Genomic DNA, 17,984 nt, shown 5'->3' on the forward strand with positions numbered 1-17,984 from the left:
ATCTAGCGGGAAAATGGGGTAATCAGATGATATTTTCAAAAATAGTGGCTGATATTCTTATAGGAAGTAATGATATGCTCGATGAGCAGGCGGGTTTTCAACGGTAAATTACGGGTATAAGGATAAACTGCATAAACGCCCAAAACTTTACCGCAGTGGCCAGCCAGAATTTCGATCAATTTTCCGTCCTGAATATCTTCATACACCATACAACGCGGCACCATAGCAATGCCGTGACCACTGATAACGGCTTTTCGAATGGCTCTGGCATTATTTACTGACAGATTTCCATTCACCTGCATTTCATAGATTTCGCTGCTACCGGGTTGTTTCATTAACCAGTTGGCTGTACCACTTTCCTGATAGGTGTAAGTCAGACAATTATGATTAAGCAATTCCTTCGCCGAACGAGGTTCTGGATGCAGCTCCAAATAACCGGGTGAACAGACAATGACCCAGCGAGAATCGAGAATAGGACGCGCAATCAGGCTGGAGTCAGGCATGGTGCCGGTGCGAATAGCCAGATCGATACCTTCGTTGACCAGATCGACAAAGCGGTTTTCCAGCCGCATTTCAATCTTCAAATTAGGATGTTGGCTACAAAACTCGGCCACGCATTCGCTCAGCAGTAATTCTCCAGAAATAGTGGGTACTGACATACGAATAACGCCAGCTAACTCATCACTTTTTTCACTGACCGCATACAAAGCATCCTGAATTTTGGTGCTGATTTCGCGTGCATGGCGATACAACACCTGACCATTTTCGGTAAGTCGCAGGCTGCGCGTGGTGCGATAAAGCAGGCGGGCACCTAAAGATTTCTCCAGACGGCCGATACGTTTACTGACCACGGAACTGGTGATACCGGCGGCTTCGGCTGCTTTACTAAACGAACCGCAATCGACAATTAATACAAAAAGAATCAGATCGTTGGCATATTCGTGAGTGGGTAACATAGCGTCCTATTCTTCTTTGGCTCCACTGATTGACACAGTGTAAGACCTCTTGGTCAGGAAGCAATATGCATTGGTTATTTGGTTGAGGTGATAGGTAAAGCCTGTGGTGTTCAATATCTGTATGATTTTATTAAACCAGGTGTGTAAGAAAAATAATGGTAATAATCTTTTAAATTACATTCAACAAACTTAGGCTGGTCATAGTAATTACATTGCTATTTTTTATTTCTTAACCGAAAGCATATAAGCCATAATTTAACTTTACTCGCTTTAAATATCATATTAACTTACTCCACCTATGATGTTAATCATTAGGATAATTTCCATGTGAGAATTAAAAAATCATATCTGTAATGAGCATTTCCATCTTCAAGCAGTTTTCTCGTGAGAAAACAAGCATATCTCTGGTTGAGTTCTTGGTTATATCCTTTGTAATAACAGGAGTGAGGCTGTATTTTTTTTTCGTGTTATCGGAAAATAATAAAGCATCGAGAAAATTTTTATGTTGGATTTCTTTCACAATCAGATCTTTATTGATGTCATCATGTTTTAATCCAGTCGTCTTTTTCATATCATGAATAAAGGTTCTAGCACTGTCATCAGCAACATTAATTGTCTGGCGGCCTGAAGCCGTAATTCCAGATAGCTGTAACCCCCCCCCAAGGGCCAAATTTAGCGATATAGGTAATCTTCTTGTTCAATCTGGCCAGTCTGGCGGTGGGATCATCGGCTGGTCGATATTTTTATACCTTATTGATTTATGGCTTATATAGAATAGAACCGCATGACCTCCGACAAATCGGGATAATTGAGACCTATCACTAATATTATCTGATGGCGAACACCGCGTAGCGAACAGAGAGGAGGGGACTAAATTCTGTTTTTGGCGAAAATAAGCGTCAAATGATACTTTTTTCGCCGGGTTTTGGGTTGTCTGAATTGTATTAAAACTGCCGTCACAGCCGTGACTATCGCCGGACAGTGGAATAAAAACGTTCCCGCTGCCTAAACATCGAGTGATCTACTGTCTGTATTATTCAATTCTGACTCGGAAATAATATATTGGATTAGCTGATGTAAATTAGTTATTTTCTGAGATGTCAATAATTCGGGTTTTAACTCAATATTATAATCTTTTTGTATATTGAATTGAAACTCTACAAAATCGAGGCTATCAAAGCCAAGTTGCCTGAAATCAGCATTCGGAGTAATTTGATCTTCCTCCAGATCTTTCATGGTAAGAATCCAATCTTTCATCGTTTCAAAAACCTGATTTTCATTAAACATAGCTTGTCCTTTTAATGGTTTATAATTTAAGTGTTATTATTTAGACTGAATTTGAATTCCTATATCTGACTGCATAACAAATTGTCCATTGATAATGACTTTAAGTTGAAATAAAGAAGAAATAATATTTTGAGAAGAGCTAATCATAATCGGTTGACATAATCTAAATCGAATGTTGAGAGAGGAATCCAGGCCAGATATTTTCACTTTAAAGAAGTCGGGTGCAACCAAAACCCTATGGGTGGTTTGTAATACTCTCAGTTCAGCGAATAGATCGCTTTGCTGCTTTATTTGTGGGTTATTAAGTAAATGGCAAATGTTAACAAACAGAAATTCACTCTGCGAAAAACGAGTGAAAACAAGAGAGTCCATAAAAAGCCACGCAGAGTCGAAATAGGGGTATGTGGTTTCGAATAATGCTTTTTTCTCCTCATATAGCGAGTGTTCAATGAGAACATCTTCTGGGGAATATTCTGTGATTTTCTCCATGGGATGCGTTTTATACCGGCTGCCCGTAATAGCTTCACAAGATCTATCTTCAGAGAATAAGAGAAAGTAATCACGCTGATTTTTCTTTTTTATTGCCAATTCATAATGAAGTTTTTGTAATACCGGTGAACGGAATAAAGTTTTTATCGCAACCCAATCTTGGTTCGGTTGTATATCATCTAGGCTTAAACGATGTTGGATATGCATTAAAGCTAACATTCCATGGGCGACAATATTCGCAGAACCCATTGCCTGAGCGTGAGATAAGCTAAAGTGAATAGGATTATAGTCACCTGAATAATCGGCCCAGTCTGCAATAGCTTGTTCATCGAAGTAGAGCTTCATATCAACGGAACCTCTCAATGACTAGCACGGCATTGGCCCCGCCAAAACCGAAACTTAGGTTTAGTGTTGTATCCACGGGACTGTTCTTTTTATGCGTCAGCGGTAAGTAATTCAGATCGCATAAGGGATCGGGCTCGATTAAATTGACTGTGGCTGGCAATATCTCGGTTTCAATCGCTTTCAGGCAGATAATTGACTCAAAGCTACCTGCGGCTGAAATCAAATGGCCTGAGTAACCTTTCGTACTGGAAATAGGGATATCGTAAGCGGCCTGTTTAAATACGGCTTTAATCGTATTGGATTCATTGAGGTCATTTAGCTGTGTTGAGGTTCCGTGGGCATTAATATAGTTAATCTCGGTTGGCGATCGGCCAGCTTGCTGTAATGCAAATAACATTGAATCAATTCGTGCTTGCATGTCTGTAGCCGGGGAGGTGTAATCCGTGGCATCGGAAAAATTGCCGTAACCCGTAATTTCGCCGAGAATTTTAGCCCCACGGTTTTGAGCATGTTCCAATTCTTCCAGGCAAAGCACTGCTGCCCCTTCGGCCAGTACAAAACCCGAACGACGACGATCAAATGGGCAGCAGGCACGACGAATATCGCTCTGCTCTCTGCTAAGCGCATTCAGTGCATCAATATTCCAAATATTTGTTTCATGACGTAATGTTTCTGAACCGCCAGCGAGCATCATTTGAGCGCGTCCCTGGCGGATTGCTTCATAGGCTTCGCCTATTGCAATAGAACCAGTGGCGCAGGCTGCACTTATCGTATTTTGATAACCCCGCATATTCCACATTAACGTACAGGCCGCGGTGGCAATACTGGGCATTGAGATCAGCGTGCCTAATGGATTACCAAAGCCCGTATCACGATAACTATCGCGTAGAATATATGCTTCATCTAACCCGCCCCAACCGGTGCCAATGATGGCTCCGCATTCGCGAGCCGCGTAGTATTCGGCTATGGCTTCAGGTTGTTTAAACGCCATAAGAATTGCTTCATAGGCTGCAACCAATGCATTTTTGGCAAAAACAGGCAGTGCGCGGGAAATACGTTTAGGAATAAAACCATAGCGTTCATTATATTCAGGTAAAAATGCAAAGAATTTAGCTTTAATTAACGGATTCTTAAATGCGTAGGGTTTATAGCCTAAATTCCCGTTCATAATAGATGACCATACGGTTGCGCTATTTTCCCCCAAAGAAGTTAAAGCCCCATAACCGGTTACCACTACTCTCCTTTTGTTCATGCCAATACCTCTAATTAATATATTAGGCGGAAATGGATATATGCCTTGAAATAATCAAGGCATAAAATAACCACTATCGGTTGCTAATAACCACATCTTGATTATTTATTGTACGAAGGGAGAATTGATGCAGATTACCAAAGTTATCAATAATATCAACAGATACCTGGCCATTAATAATAATGTTCTGGTTGTTCCTATTATTGTAATAGTTAATTGCACGAATATCGCCATGTCCATGACGTAAATTAACTAATGCAGAAGAGTTATCGGATCTTATCTCATTAACACGAAGGCTTGTTCTATTTCTAGCCATCCAGCCGCTGGTATAACGGCCCGAATCGAAGAATATCCTCAAGTTATTACGTAAAGTAGTATTACCAGAATTAAACGCTGTATCCGAATGGACCCTGACTCCTGAAGGTAATGTCCAATAATACACATCGACCTGCGCCCAATGCCCTTTAGAATCACTACGTGAATGGCCAATATCAACATCTCTATTTAGCGCAGAGGCGAGAATTCTTAATGGTGGCACGGGAAGGAGAGAAATAGAGCTCGAAAAAACCATACCATCAGCATTAAAACTAGTCGTAATAACCCGGCGTTGAAGTTGATTATTGGCGTCACGGAACTGGATAGTCACTGCAGCCATAAATATTCTTGTTTCTACCCGTTGATTTGATCGCAAATACCGGAATATACGCGTGGCACCTGCGAAAGGTTCGGGGCCAGATCGTTCGGTATTATTATCGATTTCTCTATCCATCTCTTCGTACGAAAGTCCTCTTATACCTTGCGAATAGCCGTTGGGAGCCTGATCAACATCCCAACCGACTGGCAGGTTGTCCCGATTAATTTCGCGAACGGTGACGCTCCTTTTTTCTTCATCATTGAGATCGACATTATTCCAACCGCTCCCGCTGAATTCCTGTTTTTGAATCGTGATCAAAACTGGCATTTGTTGACGACCGTTAGCATAAAACTGATTACTGCCGGGTAAAGTGATCGTAAACTGACTAATATTCACATTATTCATTTTAAACCCCGATATTAATCTTTGAAAACTGAGAAGCCATAAAATGGCGGTGAGATTTCCTTTATCATGTCGACTTTAACTCTGTCCGTTAATTTTTGGTCGGCATTGAATACTTGATGCTCAATAAAATTACTGAACTGACTATCTGACTCAAAAAAATACTGATTAGCGCTAGGGTAATTTTCAAAATAAACTTTAACTGCTAACTGCAGCATTTTTGCAAACTCTATATTTTCATAATTGAATCTGCTTTTATCTAATACGCAGATCTCAGCGAAGCCTTCTTCCGGGGTGGTTCCTCCAAACCAAATAGAAATAAATCTATGATCTATTTTAGGTATGAAATAATATCCATCCCCATCAGTTGAAAAATTATCATTAAAAAATACTTCTTCTCTGAAGTGTGAAGGATAAACAAATTCAATAATAATTTTATCGCCATTGACCATTATCGGGACGCATTCTCTACCACTAGATAAAGCATGCACCTGTCCATGCCAATTAGAGTTATCGGCTGCTCTGAAAATGGAATTAATAATGTTCTTATCAATAAATCTCATAGATACTCCTGATAATAAATTAAATATAAGCCTATATTATAAAAATACAGGCTGACTGGATAAGCTAATCATGCATAAATAAAAGTGATGCCAATAATCAATATGGAGATATAAAAATAGAATATCTAGGTGCTGCATTGTTTTAGCTTGGGAGATAACAAATTAAACTTATATAGAATAAACCTCTTCAATAGCCGAAGCTCGGATTCGGCCTACGTGGTTATCAAATTCAGTATAATATTCATGTGCGCTGGCCAGCGATCCTTGCATAGTATCAATTGCGGGTAAAAACGGATTACTTCGTACTTCGGCATTTAAATTACTCGATGAAGAAGGTGAGGTTGTTGCCAGGTCGTGTGAAGTATTGGCAATATCGAAAATTGTAAGAGGGATAGAAGCGACGCCTGCTACGGTTCCTACGACTCTAGCGAATAATCCTAATGAACTATCGTAATTAGCTAATGCTTTTAAACCTTCGAAAAGTCCCATGCGGGCGGCAACTGAAGTAGATGAAATTCCTGAAAATGTGATGCGTTCGGCGCCGCTACCTGTGGAGAAAAGAATGGTAGGCGAACGAGCGGTCTGGTAGGTGCTTCGCACCGTTGCTCCCGCTGAACCTAAGCCAGAAACAAAAGATAGCACGCCAAATGTTAGCGATGCGATGCTTAGGCGTTGTATTGTGTCACTTCGATCCCATCCGGCACGAGCATCGACTTCTTCCATTGCCGCCGCTGCAATTGCCAGGGTGCTGCTGACTATTCCTAATGCGCCGCCAGTCACGCCAAGAACCGTGGCTACGGTTGCCCCTGCTGCCGCAAAGCCGACCAAAGCATAACCAAAAGTCAGAACGGTAAGTGCAGTACCGATGCCAATTAATAGCCAGGTTAGCCATCTCGGCATTTGAATCAGTCCACTGGGATCTCTGAAATTGATGGGATCGCCGTTGCAATAACCGTAACTATTAATACCTGCTGCACTGAATGGACTTAATGGGTCAGGTGAAAGGAAAATCATTAGCTCCGGACTATAAACTCTTCGTCCATTGCCCAAATGATAGAGTTGAGTCATTGGATCCAGCTTTTCGCCATTGAACGCCGGGCGACTCTGCTCTAGCAATGAAATATCCAGATTATCTGAATCAATTATCGCCATGCCGTAAGGGGAATAATGGGTCTGTTTAATATCATTACTCTGCCCGAGAGCCCCTCGAATACTGGCGGCGCTGTCGCTAATATATAATTCAGTGCCTTGAGTACTGGTCGTGCGCGCCAGCACATTTTCTTCCTGCCTGACAAAACGAGACGTGTTATTTCCCTGGCTGGCGCCAATAATTCTATTCTCGCTATAATGGAATGCTACTGTCGTATTAGCGTTGGCGCTTTGTTTTATTTGACGCCCCTCAGCGTCATAGTGATAGCGAGAAATATGACTTTCATTTTCAGTAACATTAATTAAACGCTCTAGTTCATCATAATGATAATTTCTTTTACCATCGCTGAGTAAATTACCGGAAGCATCATAGTTTAGGTGTAGTACTTTTGATGGATTGGTATGGCGTATTTCAGTTAGCTGAGTGGGGTCGCGTCCCTGAAAACTACGGGTAGAAATATCCTCAGTACCATCTGTAAATTGGCTGATAACCTGCGTTATATTATTTAACGCGTCATAGGTAAAGGCCTGATATTGAAGACTACGCCCATTTTGATCTTTAGAATATTCAGGGCCGCTGCATGAATAGGTGACTAATCTGCGGTAGGCATCATAAAGGTAAGTCTCACCAATAATAGCGATACCTTGGGCGTTTGTGAGCATCTTGGAAGCAATCAGGCCATTTTGGTGATAGGTGGTAGTTATGGTTTGTAGCAATGCGCCATTGTGTTCGATACGTCGGATAGATTCTCGCCCAGCCTCGTCATAAGTCACCCCCGTTATAACATTGCCCTGCTGAGCAGAGGTATCCACGCGGCTAATTCGACTAAAACGGTCATAATGTGTTGTAAGATGTACCGAACCTACGCTGGCTTTTTCAATTCGACCTGCGGTGTCATAACTGCGCATTTCTTTATCTCGCAGAGCCGAATCAGCGGTAATTAAGCGACCGGCAGGAGAATATTGATAGTTATTGGCGTGGCTTTGATTATCGAATAACTGTGTATCTTTATTGAGATGGCCGTACGTATCGAAATGTAATTCGCGCTTAAATTCGTTATTACTGGTGTGAATCAAATTGCCAGTCACTCGATCAAAATCAAATTCACTCGTCGTTACGCTGCCGAGTTTAACTTGTTCTAAAGAAAGGAGCTGCGCATTATATTGGAAATTCTGAATGATACCGCGTGGTGAACGAGCCGAATTCGGTTGAGTCGAACCATTAAGATATGACCAGGTTGATTCTCCTGCGTTGCCTCTGGATTGTTTCGTTAATCTGCCAACGCCATCATAGGCGCGGCTACCAACTAAGATCCCATCTACTTTTATCGCGGTTTTAAGTGCTTCAATTGAATGAGAAACAAATTCGGTTTCGATTACTTTCGCTGAGGTTGCATCGGCAGGTATGTAACTTTCTCGTACCAAACGGTCAAAAGCGTCATAACTGAAATGAGTTCGGTGGCCATCGATATCGACTTCAGAAATACAGCGACCAAATCCATCAAAAGTGCGGTTGAAGTGATCAACAATGCCGCCAACGCTATCAATTTGTTGGATTCGAGTGGCTTTATCGAAGGCATTAAAATAAGTTCGCGTATAGTGAGTGCCTTCTATACCTTCAGTGCGCACTCGTTGAATCGGATCGTAAGCATTCACGATTACGCTGCCGTCTGGGCGTATAGTTCTTTCTAGCTCCCCCCAACCGTCGTAAGAATAAACTGAATTTAATGCTAACTCCTGTCCGCTAATATGATCATAGGCTGTTTCTGAAATTAGCTGACCCAATCTATTGTAGGAGCGGCGGCGCAGTAATAGTTCTCCGTTACTTTTTATGACGCTGCTAGACAGATTACGGCCAAAACCGTCATAACGCGTAATATATCGCTCACCTTTTGCATCATTTATCACCATATTTGCCAGCGCGCCGGAAATGGAAAAATGATATTCATAATGCCGACGAGCTTGATTTTGTGTATTAGGCGAGGCTATTTCAGTGACGAGTTTTTCATTAATATCGTATTCAAAAACCAGCTTAACTGCGTCTTCTTTTTGAACCTCGGTCACTAGGTGGTTGATAAGAGATATCGTCCGGTTAGATGTCAAAAATGTAGCATCATACCCAACAATTTTTCGGCTTTCAGTTAAACGATCAAGGTTGGTTGTATAGCTAAATTGTGTGCGAGTCGTATGGCTATTTAAAGTTGCCGCAGATTCCTGGATTCTTCCATGCAAAGCAATATTGGAGAAGTTCTGGAGGTAGGTTAAACGGGACGTAAGATTCCCATTGGTCGCACTTGAAGCGTGCAATACATAATTGGCATTTCTACGGAAGTTGGCTATTTGTATATAAGTATGCTGGGTGACTCTTGTAGATTCATTGCCTGAAGAGGGAAATATTCTTTCTTCTCTTTTAAATCGGGTAAATAAACCGTGTGGCTCCGGTGGACATAGCCCTGCAATGCCGCCAACCGGGAAGTAATCAGATTCATAGCGAATACCAGAGGCTTCTGTCCGAGATAACTCATTACCAAAATCATCAGAGATCATTCTGATAGATTCTTCACGATTACTTGAGCTATTTCGTATTTCAAATCGCGTGAGAATTTCTTTTGGTAATTGCAGATTGGCCGGTTGATCCGTAAACATCACCCCAGTTATATCATTGTAAGTATATCGACGAATCAGCCTCCTACCCTGTTTTTCGGTCGTTTCGAGCGTTTTAAGATGGAATCGATTAAAGGTAATTTCTCTAGATTGCAGCACGCTATTGTTACTGTCGAGTATCTGCTCAGTAGTTGAGTAATTGTATTCGCTTCTGACTAAATACAGATTGTCTTGCCCTTGCGCAAACCCGCCGCTGAAGGGAAAACCGGTGAAATTATGAGTGCTAAAAGTGAACTGCCGTGTCATATCAGCAGTACCGCCATTCGCGCGATGAGTTATCTGAATGACATTAGGAATAAATGTGTTATTAGCATACGCATGCCCGTTCTCCCGATAGGTGATAACGTCTTCTCCGCCCATAGGATTGCTTAAATTGTTAATAGCAATGAGGCCATTTCTAAACGTTTGATAGCGATATGTGTAGGCCGGAAGAGTATTTGGATTAGGCGGTAAAACATTTCTGTCGATTGGGATCGTTGCTCGAGTTAAGTGGCCATTCGTATGCGAAAAATAAGTACGAGCGACCCGATTGTTATCTTTCAAACTGTCGGAAATACTGATTCTTCCAGTGTTGTATTCTATTGATAATATTTCTCTACCGCTTTCTTCATTTACTATTTTTGACAGGAAACCCATGTTGTTATATTGGAATGAAATGTGCTCGCCATTTTCAAATATTATTTGCGCTATTTTAAATGAGTCTGATGGTCGCGGTCGGCGTAAAACATCAATCATGCCGTCTTTATAAATAACATGGAGAGTATTAGCATCATGTCTTCTTACGGCTATGTCTTTCAGTTTACGATCTCTGATTCTCATATATGAATTGATGGGAGGCAGTGCATCGGTAAGGAAACTTTCGCCGCTTAATAGCCTTAAGCGAGATGTAGTGCTATCAAATTCAGTATTACTGATTGACCAACCGAGCCCATAGCCGGAGTCGGTTGTGTCCAACATAGAAAAGAAAATTTTTATATCACGACTGTTTTCTACAGGGCCTTCAGGGTAAATCGTTGCTAAACGGATAATACTACCATATTGACCAGTACGCTCATCGACATCCGCACTGAGGTAAGAGCTGAAGTTGAAGGCATTAGAATATACTTGCATATTGATTTCCTTTAAATAATTTTTGCGATGTGATTTATTTAAATACAATTAACAAAGTATTTTTTTGACATGCTTGAGTGTATTTAAACAAGCGTGATGACATTATAATTGAATGGCCGATGGGGCTATAGGATATAAAATGAAAAATTAAATTTTAATTACAGTTTAGGGTTAATTAATTTCTTCAATAAAGGAATAAAAAAGAGAATTGCGAACTTCGCCATTTTCTTCCTCTATCAAAGTCTTGAATTTTTTCTGTTGCTGAGAATTTAAAGAAGATAATTTATTATTTGACTGATGGTTATTTTTATTGAGATGCGACACTGCCTGAGAACACATTGGCAAACACATTACGCTATCAATAACCGCTTCACTGATATTGGGGAATCCGCCGGCAAAACGAACCAGATGACTAATGCCAGGATTACGCTCAACTTTTGAAGGAGTATGTATCTCTGGGTTGAAATAGATAAACATGTAGCCGGGGAATAGCGGTTCTATAACTTGCCTGATCTGCCCTGGCCGATCGGCTCGAGAACGATATGTCCGTAATATTGGGCTAAAAACCATGATATTCAAACGCTCTAAAGCTATTTGCGCATGTAGTAGATTTTTTTTTCCGGGTTTATGACAAGTGAGATACCAACGTTCCATTATTTGGCCCTCTGGCAAGAGGTTTATTAACGAAAGATGCGGTATGCCGGGCCAAGCTCCGCCAAAATCGTACCCAAAGGATAGAATTTGACAGTTTTATCTATGACGAAGCTCAAATTAATCGCCACTGCAGACTGCATCTAGACTAGATAGCATTCATAAAGTGCGAGGTATAACTATCATGAGAAATACTTTAGTAAAAGCAAATTATTTCTACAACCTAGTAAACAAACTTTTACAAAAGCTATGAATGAATCGGATTTTTCTGCAATAAAATAGCTAATTTACACTGCCTATCTCACCGTTTAATTCTGTATATATAACTTTAGAATCATATGTATCTCCTTGTTTCGGTTACTGCTATAGGGTTTGAAGCCTATGTGTGAAATTATGGCTATAATGACCATGATATTATGGTGCTGACTTAGCAAACGCATCTGTTATATTCAATTTTATGAAAGTATTCTGTATGGATAATGTTAAGTCTGGCGATAAATCTCAGAGAGTAAGTAGGCAATAAAAATCGCGATTATAAAACACTATAAAATTTATTTTTTAACAAAAAATCCGATAGGTATATTTGTAAAAAATTATATCGAAACTAAGAAGAACTCCACTTTTCCATTTAAAATAAATGATATTTTATGTTTGAAGGCTATTTCATCTAAATTATTAGCCTTATAAAAAGGCTTGTGATAAATAACGATTTAAGTTCTATTTTGTGCCTAAACCCCGGCTTCGGCCTCGCGTGGTAATGATCTGTTCGTCGTAAAAACGCTTCTTCATGGGCATGTCCTCACGTTACTGAGGAAGACATTACTAACATCACGGTGTATTCATCGCGGCGAGCAGGTCAAAATGGTGTGCGCGTCTGTTGTGAGCGAAAAGCCGATGTTTTACTTGGAAAAAATAGCATGGAGTGTCGAGATTACCCGTTGCGACTCAAGAGTTGCGGACATCGCAGTGTTCCTAGGAAAAACTTCAAGCAGATTCTAAATCTTATCGTTTGCAACCTGCGGCCAAATTCATCAAATTAAGCCAGTACGCCCCTTCAACTCTTAATTATGGAAGATAGACATGATGCATAAAACCCTTTCCTGTGCGCTGCTGCTCGTCGCGTCAGGTTCCGTGTTTGCAACGCCTCAAACAGAAAAGAAATTGAGTGGAATTGTTAATAACGTTGTTATTCCTTTGATGAAGGAACAGGCCATTCCTGGCATGGCGGTGGCGGTGATCTATCAGGGCCAACCTTACTATTTTACTTGGGGAATGGCTGATATCGCAGGCAAACAGCCTGTCACGCAGCAGACGTTATTCGAACTCGGTTCCGTGAGCAAAACCTTCACCGGCGTACTGGGTGGAGATGCCATTGCACGCGGTGAAATTAAACTGAGTGATCCAGTGAGTCAATATTGGCCAGCGCTTTCAGGGAAGCAATGGGAAGGAATTAGTTTGCTGAATTTGGCAACCTATACCGCCGGTGGTTTACCGCTTCAAGTACCTGATAACATTACCGATGAGGCGTCATTACAGAATTACTATGAAACCTGGCAGCCACAGTGGGAACCGGGCACAAAGCGTCTTTATTCAAACGCCAGCATTGGGTTGTTTGGCAAATTGGCGGTTAAACCTTCAGGTATGAGCTTTGAGCAGGCGATGAATAAACGCGTGTTCCAGCCATTGAATCTAACGCATACCTGGATACAGGTTCCTCAACGTGAAGAAAAACACTATGCGTGGGGCTATCGCGATGGGAAAGCTGTTCACGTTTCTCCTGGTATGTTGGATGCTGAAGCCTACGGCGTGAAATCCTCAATAGAGGATATGGCAAGCTGGGTGCGCGCCAACATAGCGCCGTCTGAAGTAACCGATGCCTCGCTACGAAAGGGGATTTTGCTTGCCCAGTCGCGGTACTTGCAAGTGGGCGACATGTATCAGGGGCTGGGTTGGGAAATGCTGAATTGGCCGATGAAAGCAGCAATCGCGGCCGGTGGGAGCGATAATAAAGTCGCACTCGCACCGCTAAGTGCGACAGAAATTAACCCGCCTGCTCCTGCATTAAATGCCTCATGGGTACATAAAACTGGTTCAACCGGCGGATTTGGAAGCTACGTGGCTTTCATTCCCGAGAAGAATCTTGGCATCGTGATGCTGGCGAATAAAAGTTATCCTAACCCTGCGCGTGTCGAAGCCGCTTACCGCATCCTGGAAGCTTTACAGTAAAGTAAATAGTATGGCCCGCTTTAGCGGGCCTTCTCAAATAACGGGATACTTCTAACCCTGTTGCATCACGTCTACTTAGGTGGCCAGTTTTAGTGTGCCACTCCAAATTGACCTACGGAACTACCTGCCCGCCTGTCAATATCCCATCAAAACGGCTTATTCATTTTTAAAGATATTCTGACATACTGAATATGTCTTTTGAGGCGTTCACCATACGAAAAGCCCGATTCGCTGGGCACCAGAGTATTGCCGTCCTGAAGACCGTCGAAGTCTGACGCACCGTCAAGGATGTCTGCCACTCAGCCGGAATTTCTGAGGCCTCAGACTACAACGGGAAAGAAAAGCACGGTTGGGTGAAATTCTCTGATATCAAAAGAATGAAAGACCTTGAGGACGAAAGCCGTCGTCTGAAGCGGGTGTTTACCGATCTGAATCTGGAATGCCGAGCGCTTAAAAATGTCATCGAAAAAAAATTTAAAATCAGCGATAAAGCCTGATCTTGTCAACTATTTGACTGCACGGTTTAAAATGAGAATCCGCAATTTTTTCAGTAGGTTATCACTGGACAGGGCGGTGTATTGTTACCAACCTAGAATGCTCGCTGAATGAATATAACATTGAGCGAGCATCATAAAAAAAACAGCATGTTACCTGACAAGTTCTTAATGCGACATAACCCACCGCAGGGGCGCTACGTTCCTTAAAGAGCGAGCATATTCTTTATATGAAAATCGTTTTTAGGTATGTAAGGTGGGTAATTCTCAGACTCTTTATCAGAAATATCAGAAACATTGCCAAACATATCCACTTTCTTACGTTCACCTAATGAACCGTAAACGAAATATATGCCATCAAACGGTTTTATTACGTTCTTCTCGTCATGCCCAATAATCCGCCACTCTCCTGATATCTTCTTATCGAAAAGGCTATAGCTGTCTAATATCACAGGCATTGATTTTGAATCGGAGTTAAAGATCGCCCTATCATAATCATCAGGGGAGTGCGAAAAATAATCAAAAATTTCTGCTGCATGACCGACACTAACTTTTGCCACAATTTTTCCAAATCCAAATTTATCATTTGGTAGCTGGAAACAAAAAATATCACCTGATTTCAGATGCCTAAGCATAGTTCTTGGCTTCTTATCCCAACCCCAAAATTTGATGTCACTCATTAGCATTTCCTTCCTAAACAGCCAGAACCTTTTTTCTTGCTATCGTAGGCTTCTCTAAATGAATCTGCACGGGTATCCGTTCTACTATGATTGAACGAATTATATTTATTACCACGATTCGTTGAAGATACAGCCTCCCCTATAGTTCCCGTGCGCGTCTCGTATTTTTCCATATAGTATTGTTCATAGCCACGTGCTTGACCGTATTTGATATTTTCATCTATTGGCGTCATACCGGTGCTTCCACCTAACCGTCCAGTCTCTAAGTGTTCCCCTGCTCTTCGAGGTAAATCATTCGTAATACCTACATACTAAGGGTTACCTATCGGCTTCCCGGTCGCGTCGAGTTCGTATAAGGCCAGGAGCGAACCACCTAAATCGAGCCGAGATACCAGAGCGTAAGCTATGAGAAAGCGCCACGTTTCCCGAAGGGAGAAAGGCGGTCAGGTATCCGGTAGAACGATATGGGGTCCGCTTGGAAAACGGAATCTATGGTCACTCCCGTTTTTGCAACACCGATTTTGACGATAAGTTGGTTTGCTTGAATCTATCCGGCGGCTGAATGGGATTTTATTCCCGCGCCTCGATGAGTTCCGCGCCTGATGAACCTCCAGAAATTATACGGCTTCAGTGAGCCTTTCCGTTTTACAGGTTCCTCAACAGGCCGGTGGGCCGTTTGTATCATCAATAATCAGTATCCGCAAACCAGATGAGTGATTGTTTAAACTGGTGTATTTCTCGTTATGCTTCGTAAGTTTGCTGTCGTGTCGTCAGTGCCCAGGCTATTCTGACCAGCTTGTTTGCCAGAGCACAGGTCACGACAAAGTTGCTTTTTCGACACAGTAAATCCCTGACCCAGTCGGCCAATTTACCAGACTGGTGTTCCAGTTTTTGTATGAATATCCTGGCACACTGAACCAGCAAAGTTCGGATCTTTTTGTTGCCTCGCTTGCTGATGCCCAGCAATGTCGTCCGGCCGCCGGTGCTGTACTGCCGGGGAACCAGCCCTGTTGCCGCTGCAAAATCACGACTACTGCCGTACTGCTTTCCGTCACCAATCTCAGTGGAAATGGTACTGGCCGTTAGCGTTCCGACGCAGGGAATGCTCAGTAAACGTTTCCCGACCTCATCCTCGTCCAGTTTTCGTTTCAACTGAGATTCCAGGTCTTTAATCTGTTCAACCAAGTAATGATAATGCTGTTGTAATTTCAGTAATAACTGACTGAGATATAGAGGCAGGCTACTGTCCTCAAGAATGGAGCTCAGTCGACTAATAACGGCGAGCTCCTCGCGGAACGCTGATGCCAAATTCCAGCAAAAAAGCATGCATCTGATTGGTTGTTTTTACCTTATCCTGAACCAGGGTTTCACGGACACGGTGCAGAGCCCGCATTGCCTGCTGAGATTCTGTTCGGGGCTGCACGAAACGCATCGATGGACGTGATGCAGCTTCACAGATAGCTTCTGCATCGACGAAGTCATTCTTGTTGGTCTTAACGAATGGACGGACAAATTGTGGCGATATCAGCTTTGGAAAATGTCCAAGCTCGGCCAGCTTTCGCGCCATAAAATGAGAACCTCCGCAGGCTTCCATTGCGATGGTCGTTGCCGGGCATGTCGCCAGAAATTCTATTAGCTTTAGTCTGGTAAACTTTTTACGATAAACAGCCTTTCCACGACGATCCTGGCAATGAATATGGAAAGAGTTTTTACCCAGATCGATACCAATGAGCGCAATGTTTTCCATGATGGTTCGCCGAATGAAAGCCTGTCCTCAGCATAGTACCGGGAAGGAGGGAGGGAGTGACCATCTCATTAATTATCCTACGTTTAGCGTTTTTAGCTCTAATGGTGGATTTCGCTCCGTTGAGAACAACCTCTGATCGTAAGGGATGTATGGAGTGTTCTGGCTGAGCGTTAATTTAGTACACACGATCAGCGTGGTGTACGTAATCGGTCAGTTTCGGAGCAGAAACGCTACTGCGTCGGCAGTTCAAGTAGTTACCGATACAGTGCTGGATAAGAAATAGCCTTGGCGTAGGATATTTTCCTTTCTCCAAGCGGACCCCTGATACGTAAAGGGCAACTTCAGCACCCTGCCGGAGAGCATCTATCACCGGCAGAACAATTTTTGCCGATACAGCAATGTTAATGCGACAAAACCTCGCTTCCGGCTTTATTTATTTTATATATACATCACATCTTTGGAAAGTTAGTGACTTAAAATCAATGGTTATATTCCAGTCACTTCCTTTAGAACTAAGGGAGTATATGCCATTTTCTTTAACATCAATCACCAATGGAGACGGGTTTATATTCTGCCAGTTAATTACTTCAACCTTAGATATGAATTGCGCCAGCACGTTAATTACAATTATATTGTAATCCTTACCCCACTCACCCCATTTAGCAACCACTTTATCTGGAATCTGACTTACATGAACGCTTAACATAACTTGATCAGCCATATCTAAAGATACTTGCCCAATCAACACATTACCATCAATGCCATTTGGATAAAGGGAATGTAGGAATTTACTCTCTATCAGTTCAACTATATTCATATAAGCCTCTAAAAATTATAATGCCCATGAGTCCCAGGAACATCACCTGTATTCAAGTTCTTAGCAGGCCTTACATTGAAATGTGGTTCAGCCCCATGTAAAGGTGTTGCTTTAGCATGACCTAAGCTGTGTTCCTGAATAACCACAGTTGACCCATTCCCGTCTTTAAAATGATATTGTCGAGTTTGCAAAGGAATACCATTGTTATCTCTCACATGATCACCATACCCGTCACCTAATTTAGCTCTACTAACTTCATAAGGCTGCTGGCTATTAGGTATGCCCGCATCACGTTTAGCCTGCCTGAGTGCATCTCTGCGGCTGACACCTTCGTAAGTCGTTTTCTTATTCGGCGAACATTTCGTTAAACCAAGAGGATCGATCCAACTCAGTGGATTCGGCGCATACTGATATAAATTCAACCCACCCAGTAACCCAATAGGGTCAGGCGTGATAAACCGACCGACTTCCGGTGCATAATAGCGGTAAGTATTGTAGTGTAACCCGGTTTCTTCATC

Annotated in this window: 14 protein-coding genes and 2 pseudogenes; 2 read left to right on the forward strand and 14 right to left on the reverse strand. The window is 42.1% G+C overall.

Annotated features, from left to right (window positions below; all coding sequences use genetic code 11):
- Positions 1–35 precede the first annotated feature (35 nt).
- The 9 genes from DBA33_RS16635 to DBA33_RS16675 form a co-directional block, all read right to left on the reverse strand.
- The gene (locus DBA33_RS16635) at positions 36–956 is read right to left on the reverse strand and encodes a LysR family transcriptional regulator (RefSeq protein WP_064516729.1); all 921 of its coding nucleotides are present in this window, start codon (positions 954–956) and stop codon (positions 36–38) included.
- 334 nt (positions 957–1,290) lie between these two features.
- Positions 1,291–1,626 carry a 2OG-Fe dioxygenase family protein gene (locus DBA33_RS16640; protein ID WP_162975230.1) on the reverse strand — a complete coding sequence of 112 codons (336 nt, stop codon included), beginning with the start codon at positions 1,624–1,626 and terminating at the stop codon, positions 1,291–1,293.
- Positions 1,627–1,961: 335 nt separating this feature from the next.
- On the reverse strand, positions 1,962–2,243 hold the full coding sequence (locus tag DBA33_RS16645; protein WP_064516733.1) for a phosphopantetheine-binding protein: 282 nt from the start codon (positions 2,241–2,243) through the stop codon (positions 1,962–1,964).
- Positions 2,244–2,279: 36 nt separating this feature from the next.
- A complete protein-coding gene (locus DBA33_RS16650; protein ID WP_064516735.1) occupies positions 2,280–3,077 on the reverse strand; it encodes a MaoC/PaaZ C-terminal domain-containing protein in 798 nt (265 codons plus the stop codon).
- Between the two features lies 1 nt (position 3,078).
- On the reverse strand, positions 3,079–4,329 hold the full coding sequence (locus DBA33_RS16655) for a beta-ketoacyl-[acyl-carrier-protein] synthase family protein (protein ID WP_064516737.1): 1,251 nt from the start codon (positions 4,327–4,329) through the stop codon (positions 3,079–3,081).
- Positions 4,330–4,402: 73 nt separating this feature from the next.
- Positions 4,403–5,368: a hypothetical protein gene (locus DBA33_RS16660; RefSeq protein ID WP_064516739.1), complete on the reverse strand. Its 966-nt coding sequence runs from the start codon at positions 5,366–5,368 to the stop codon at positions 4,403–4,405.
- A gap of 14 nt (positions 5,369–5,382) precedes the next feature.
- Positions 5,383–5,928 carry a hypothetical protein gene (locus tag DBA33_RS16665; RefSeq protein WP_064516741.1) on the reverse strand — a complete coding sequence of 182 codons (546 nt, stop codon included), beginning with the start codon at positions 5,926–5,928 and terminating at the stop codon, positions 5,383–5,385.
- A gap of 168 nt (positions 5,929–6,096) precedes the next feature.
- Positions 6,097–10,851 carry an RHS repeat-associated core domain-containing protein gene (locus DBA33_RS16670; protein ID WP_120806841.1) on the reverse strand — a complete coding sequence of 1,585 codons (4,755 nt, stop codon included), beginning with the start codon at positions 10,849–10,851 and terminating at the stop codon, positions 6,097–6,099.
- A 171-nt stretch (positions 10,852–11,022) separates the two neighbouring features.
- A complete protein-coding gene (locus tag DBA33_RS16675; RefSeq protein ID WP_120806842.1) occupies positions 11,023–11,505 on the reverse strand; it encodes a transcription termination/antitermination NusG family protein in 483 nt (160 codons plus the stop codon).
- Between the two features lie 1,077 nt (positions 11,506–12,582).
- Between DBA33_RS16675 and blaYRC the strand changes: the two genes are divergently transcribed.
- Positions 12,583–13,728, forward strand: a complete 1,146-nt coding sequence (gene blaYRC / locus DBA33_RS16680) for a YRC family class C beta-lactamase (RefSeq protein WP_120806843.1) — start codon at positions 12,583–12,585, stop codon at positions 13,726–13,728.
- Between the two features lie 212 nt (positions 13,729–13,940).
- Positions 13,941–14,241, forward strand: a pseudogene (locus DBA33_RS21000) (transposase); the annotation flags it as partial.
- 187 nt (positions 14,242–14,428) lie between these two features.
- Here the strand turns inward: DBA33_RS21000 and DBA33_RS16685 are convergent.
- The 5 genes and pseudogenes from DBA33_RS16685 to DBA33_RS16705 form a co-directional block, all read right to left on the reverse strand.
- The gene (locus tag DBA33_RS16685) at positions 14,429–14,902 is read right to left on the reverse strand and encodes an Imm26 family immunity protein (RefSeq protein ID WP_162975231.1); all 474 of its coding nucleotides are present in this window, start codon (positions 14,900–14,902) and stop codon (positions 14,429–14,431) included.
- Positions 14,902–15,135, reverse strand: coding sequence for a hypothetical protein (locus DBA33_RS16690; protein WP_205582784.1), 234 nt, complete (start codon positions 15,133–15,135; stop codon positions 14,902–14,904). Before DBA33_RS16690 ends, DBA33_RS16685 begins: the two co-directional genes overlap by 1 nt.
- Before the next feature lie 508 nt (positions 15,136–15,643).
- Positions 15,644–16,649 (reverse strand): annotated as a pseudogene (locus tag DBA33_RS16695) (IS110 family transposase).
- Positions 16,650–17,082: 433 nt separating this feature from the next.
- Positions 17,083–17,466 (reverse strand): hypothetical protein, encoded by a 384-nt coding sequence (locus tag DBA33_RS16700; RefSeq protein ID WP_120806845.1) that lies wholly within the window; start codon positions 17,464–17,466, stop codon positions 17,083–17,085.
- Between the two features lie 8 nt (positions 17,467–17,474).
- A partial coding sequence (locus DBA33_RS16705; protein WP_240442719.1) for an HNH/endonuclease VII fold putative polymorphic toxin occupies positions 17,475–17,984 on the reverse strand: 510 nt, incomplete at its 5' end.

The sequence above is a fragment of the Yersinia sp. IP36721 genome (assembly GCF_003634395.1).
GTDB classification, from domain to species: domain Bacteria; phylum Pseudomonadota; class Gammaproteobacteria; order Enterobacterales; family Enterobacteriaceae; genus Yersinia; species Yersinia entomophaga.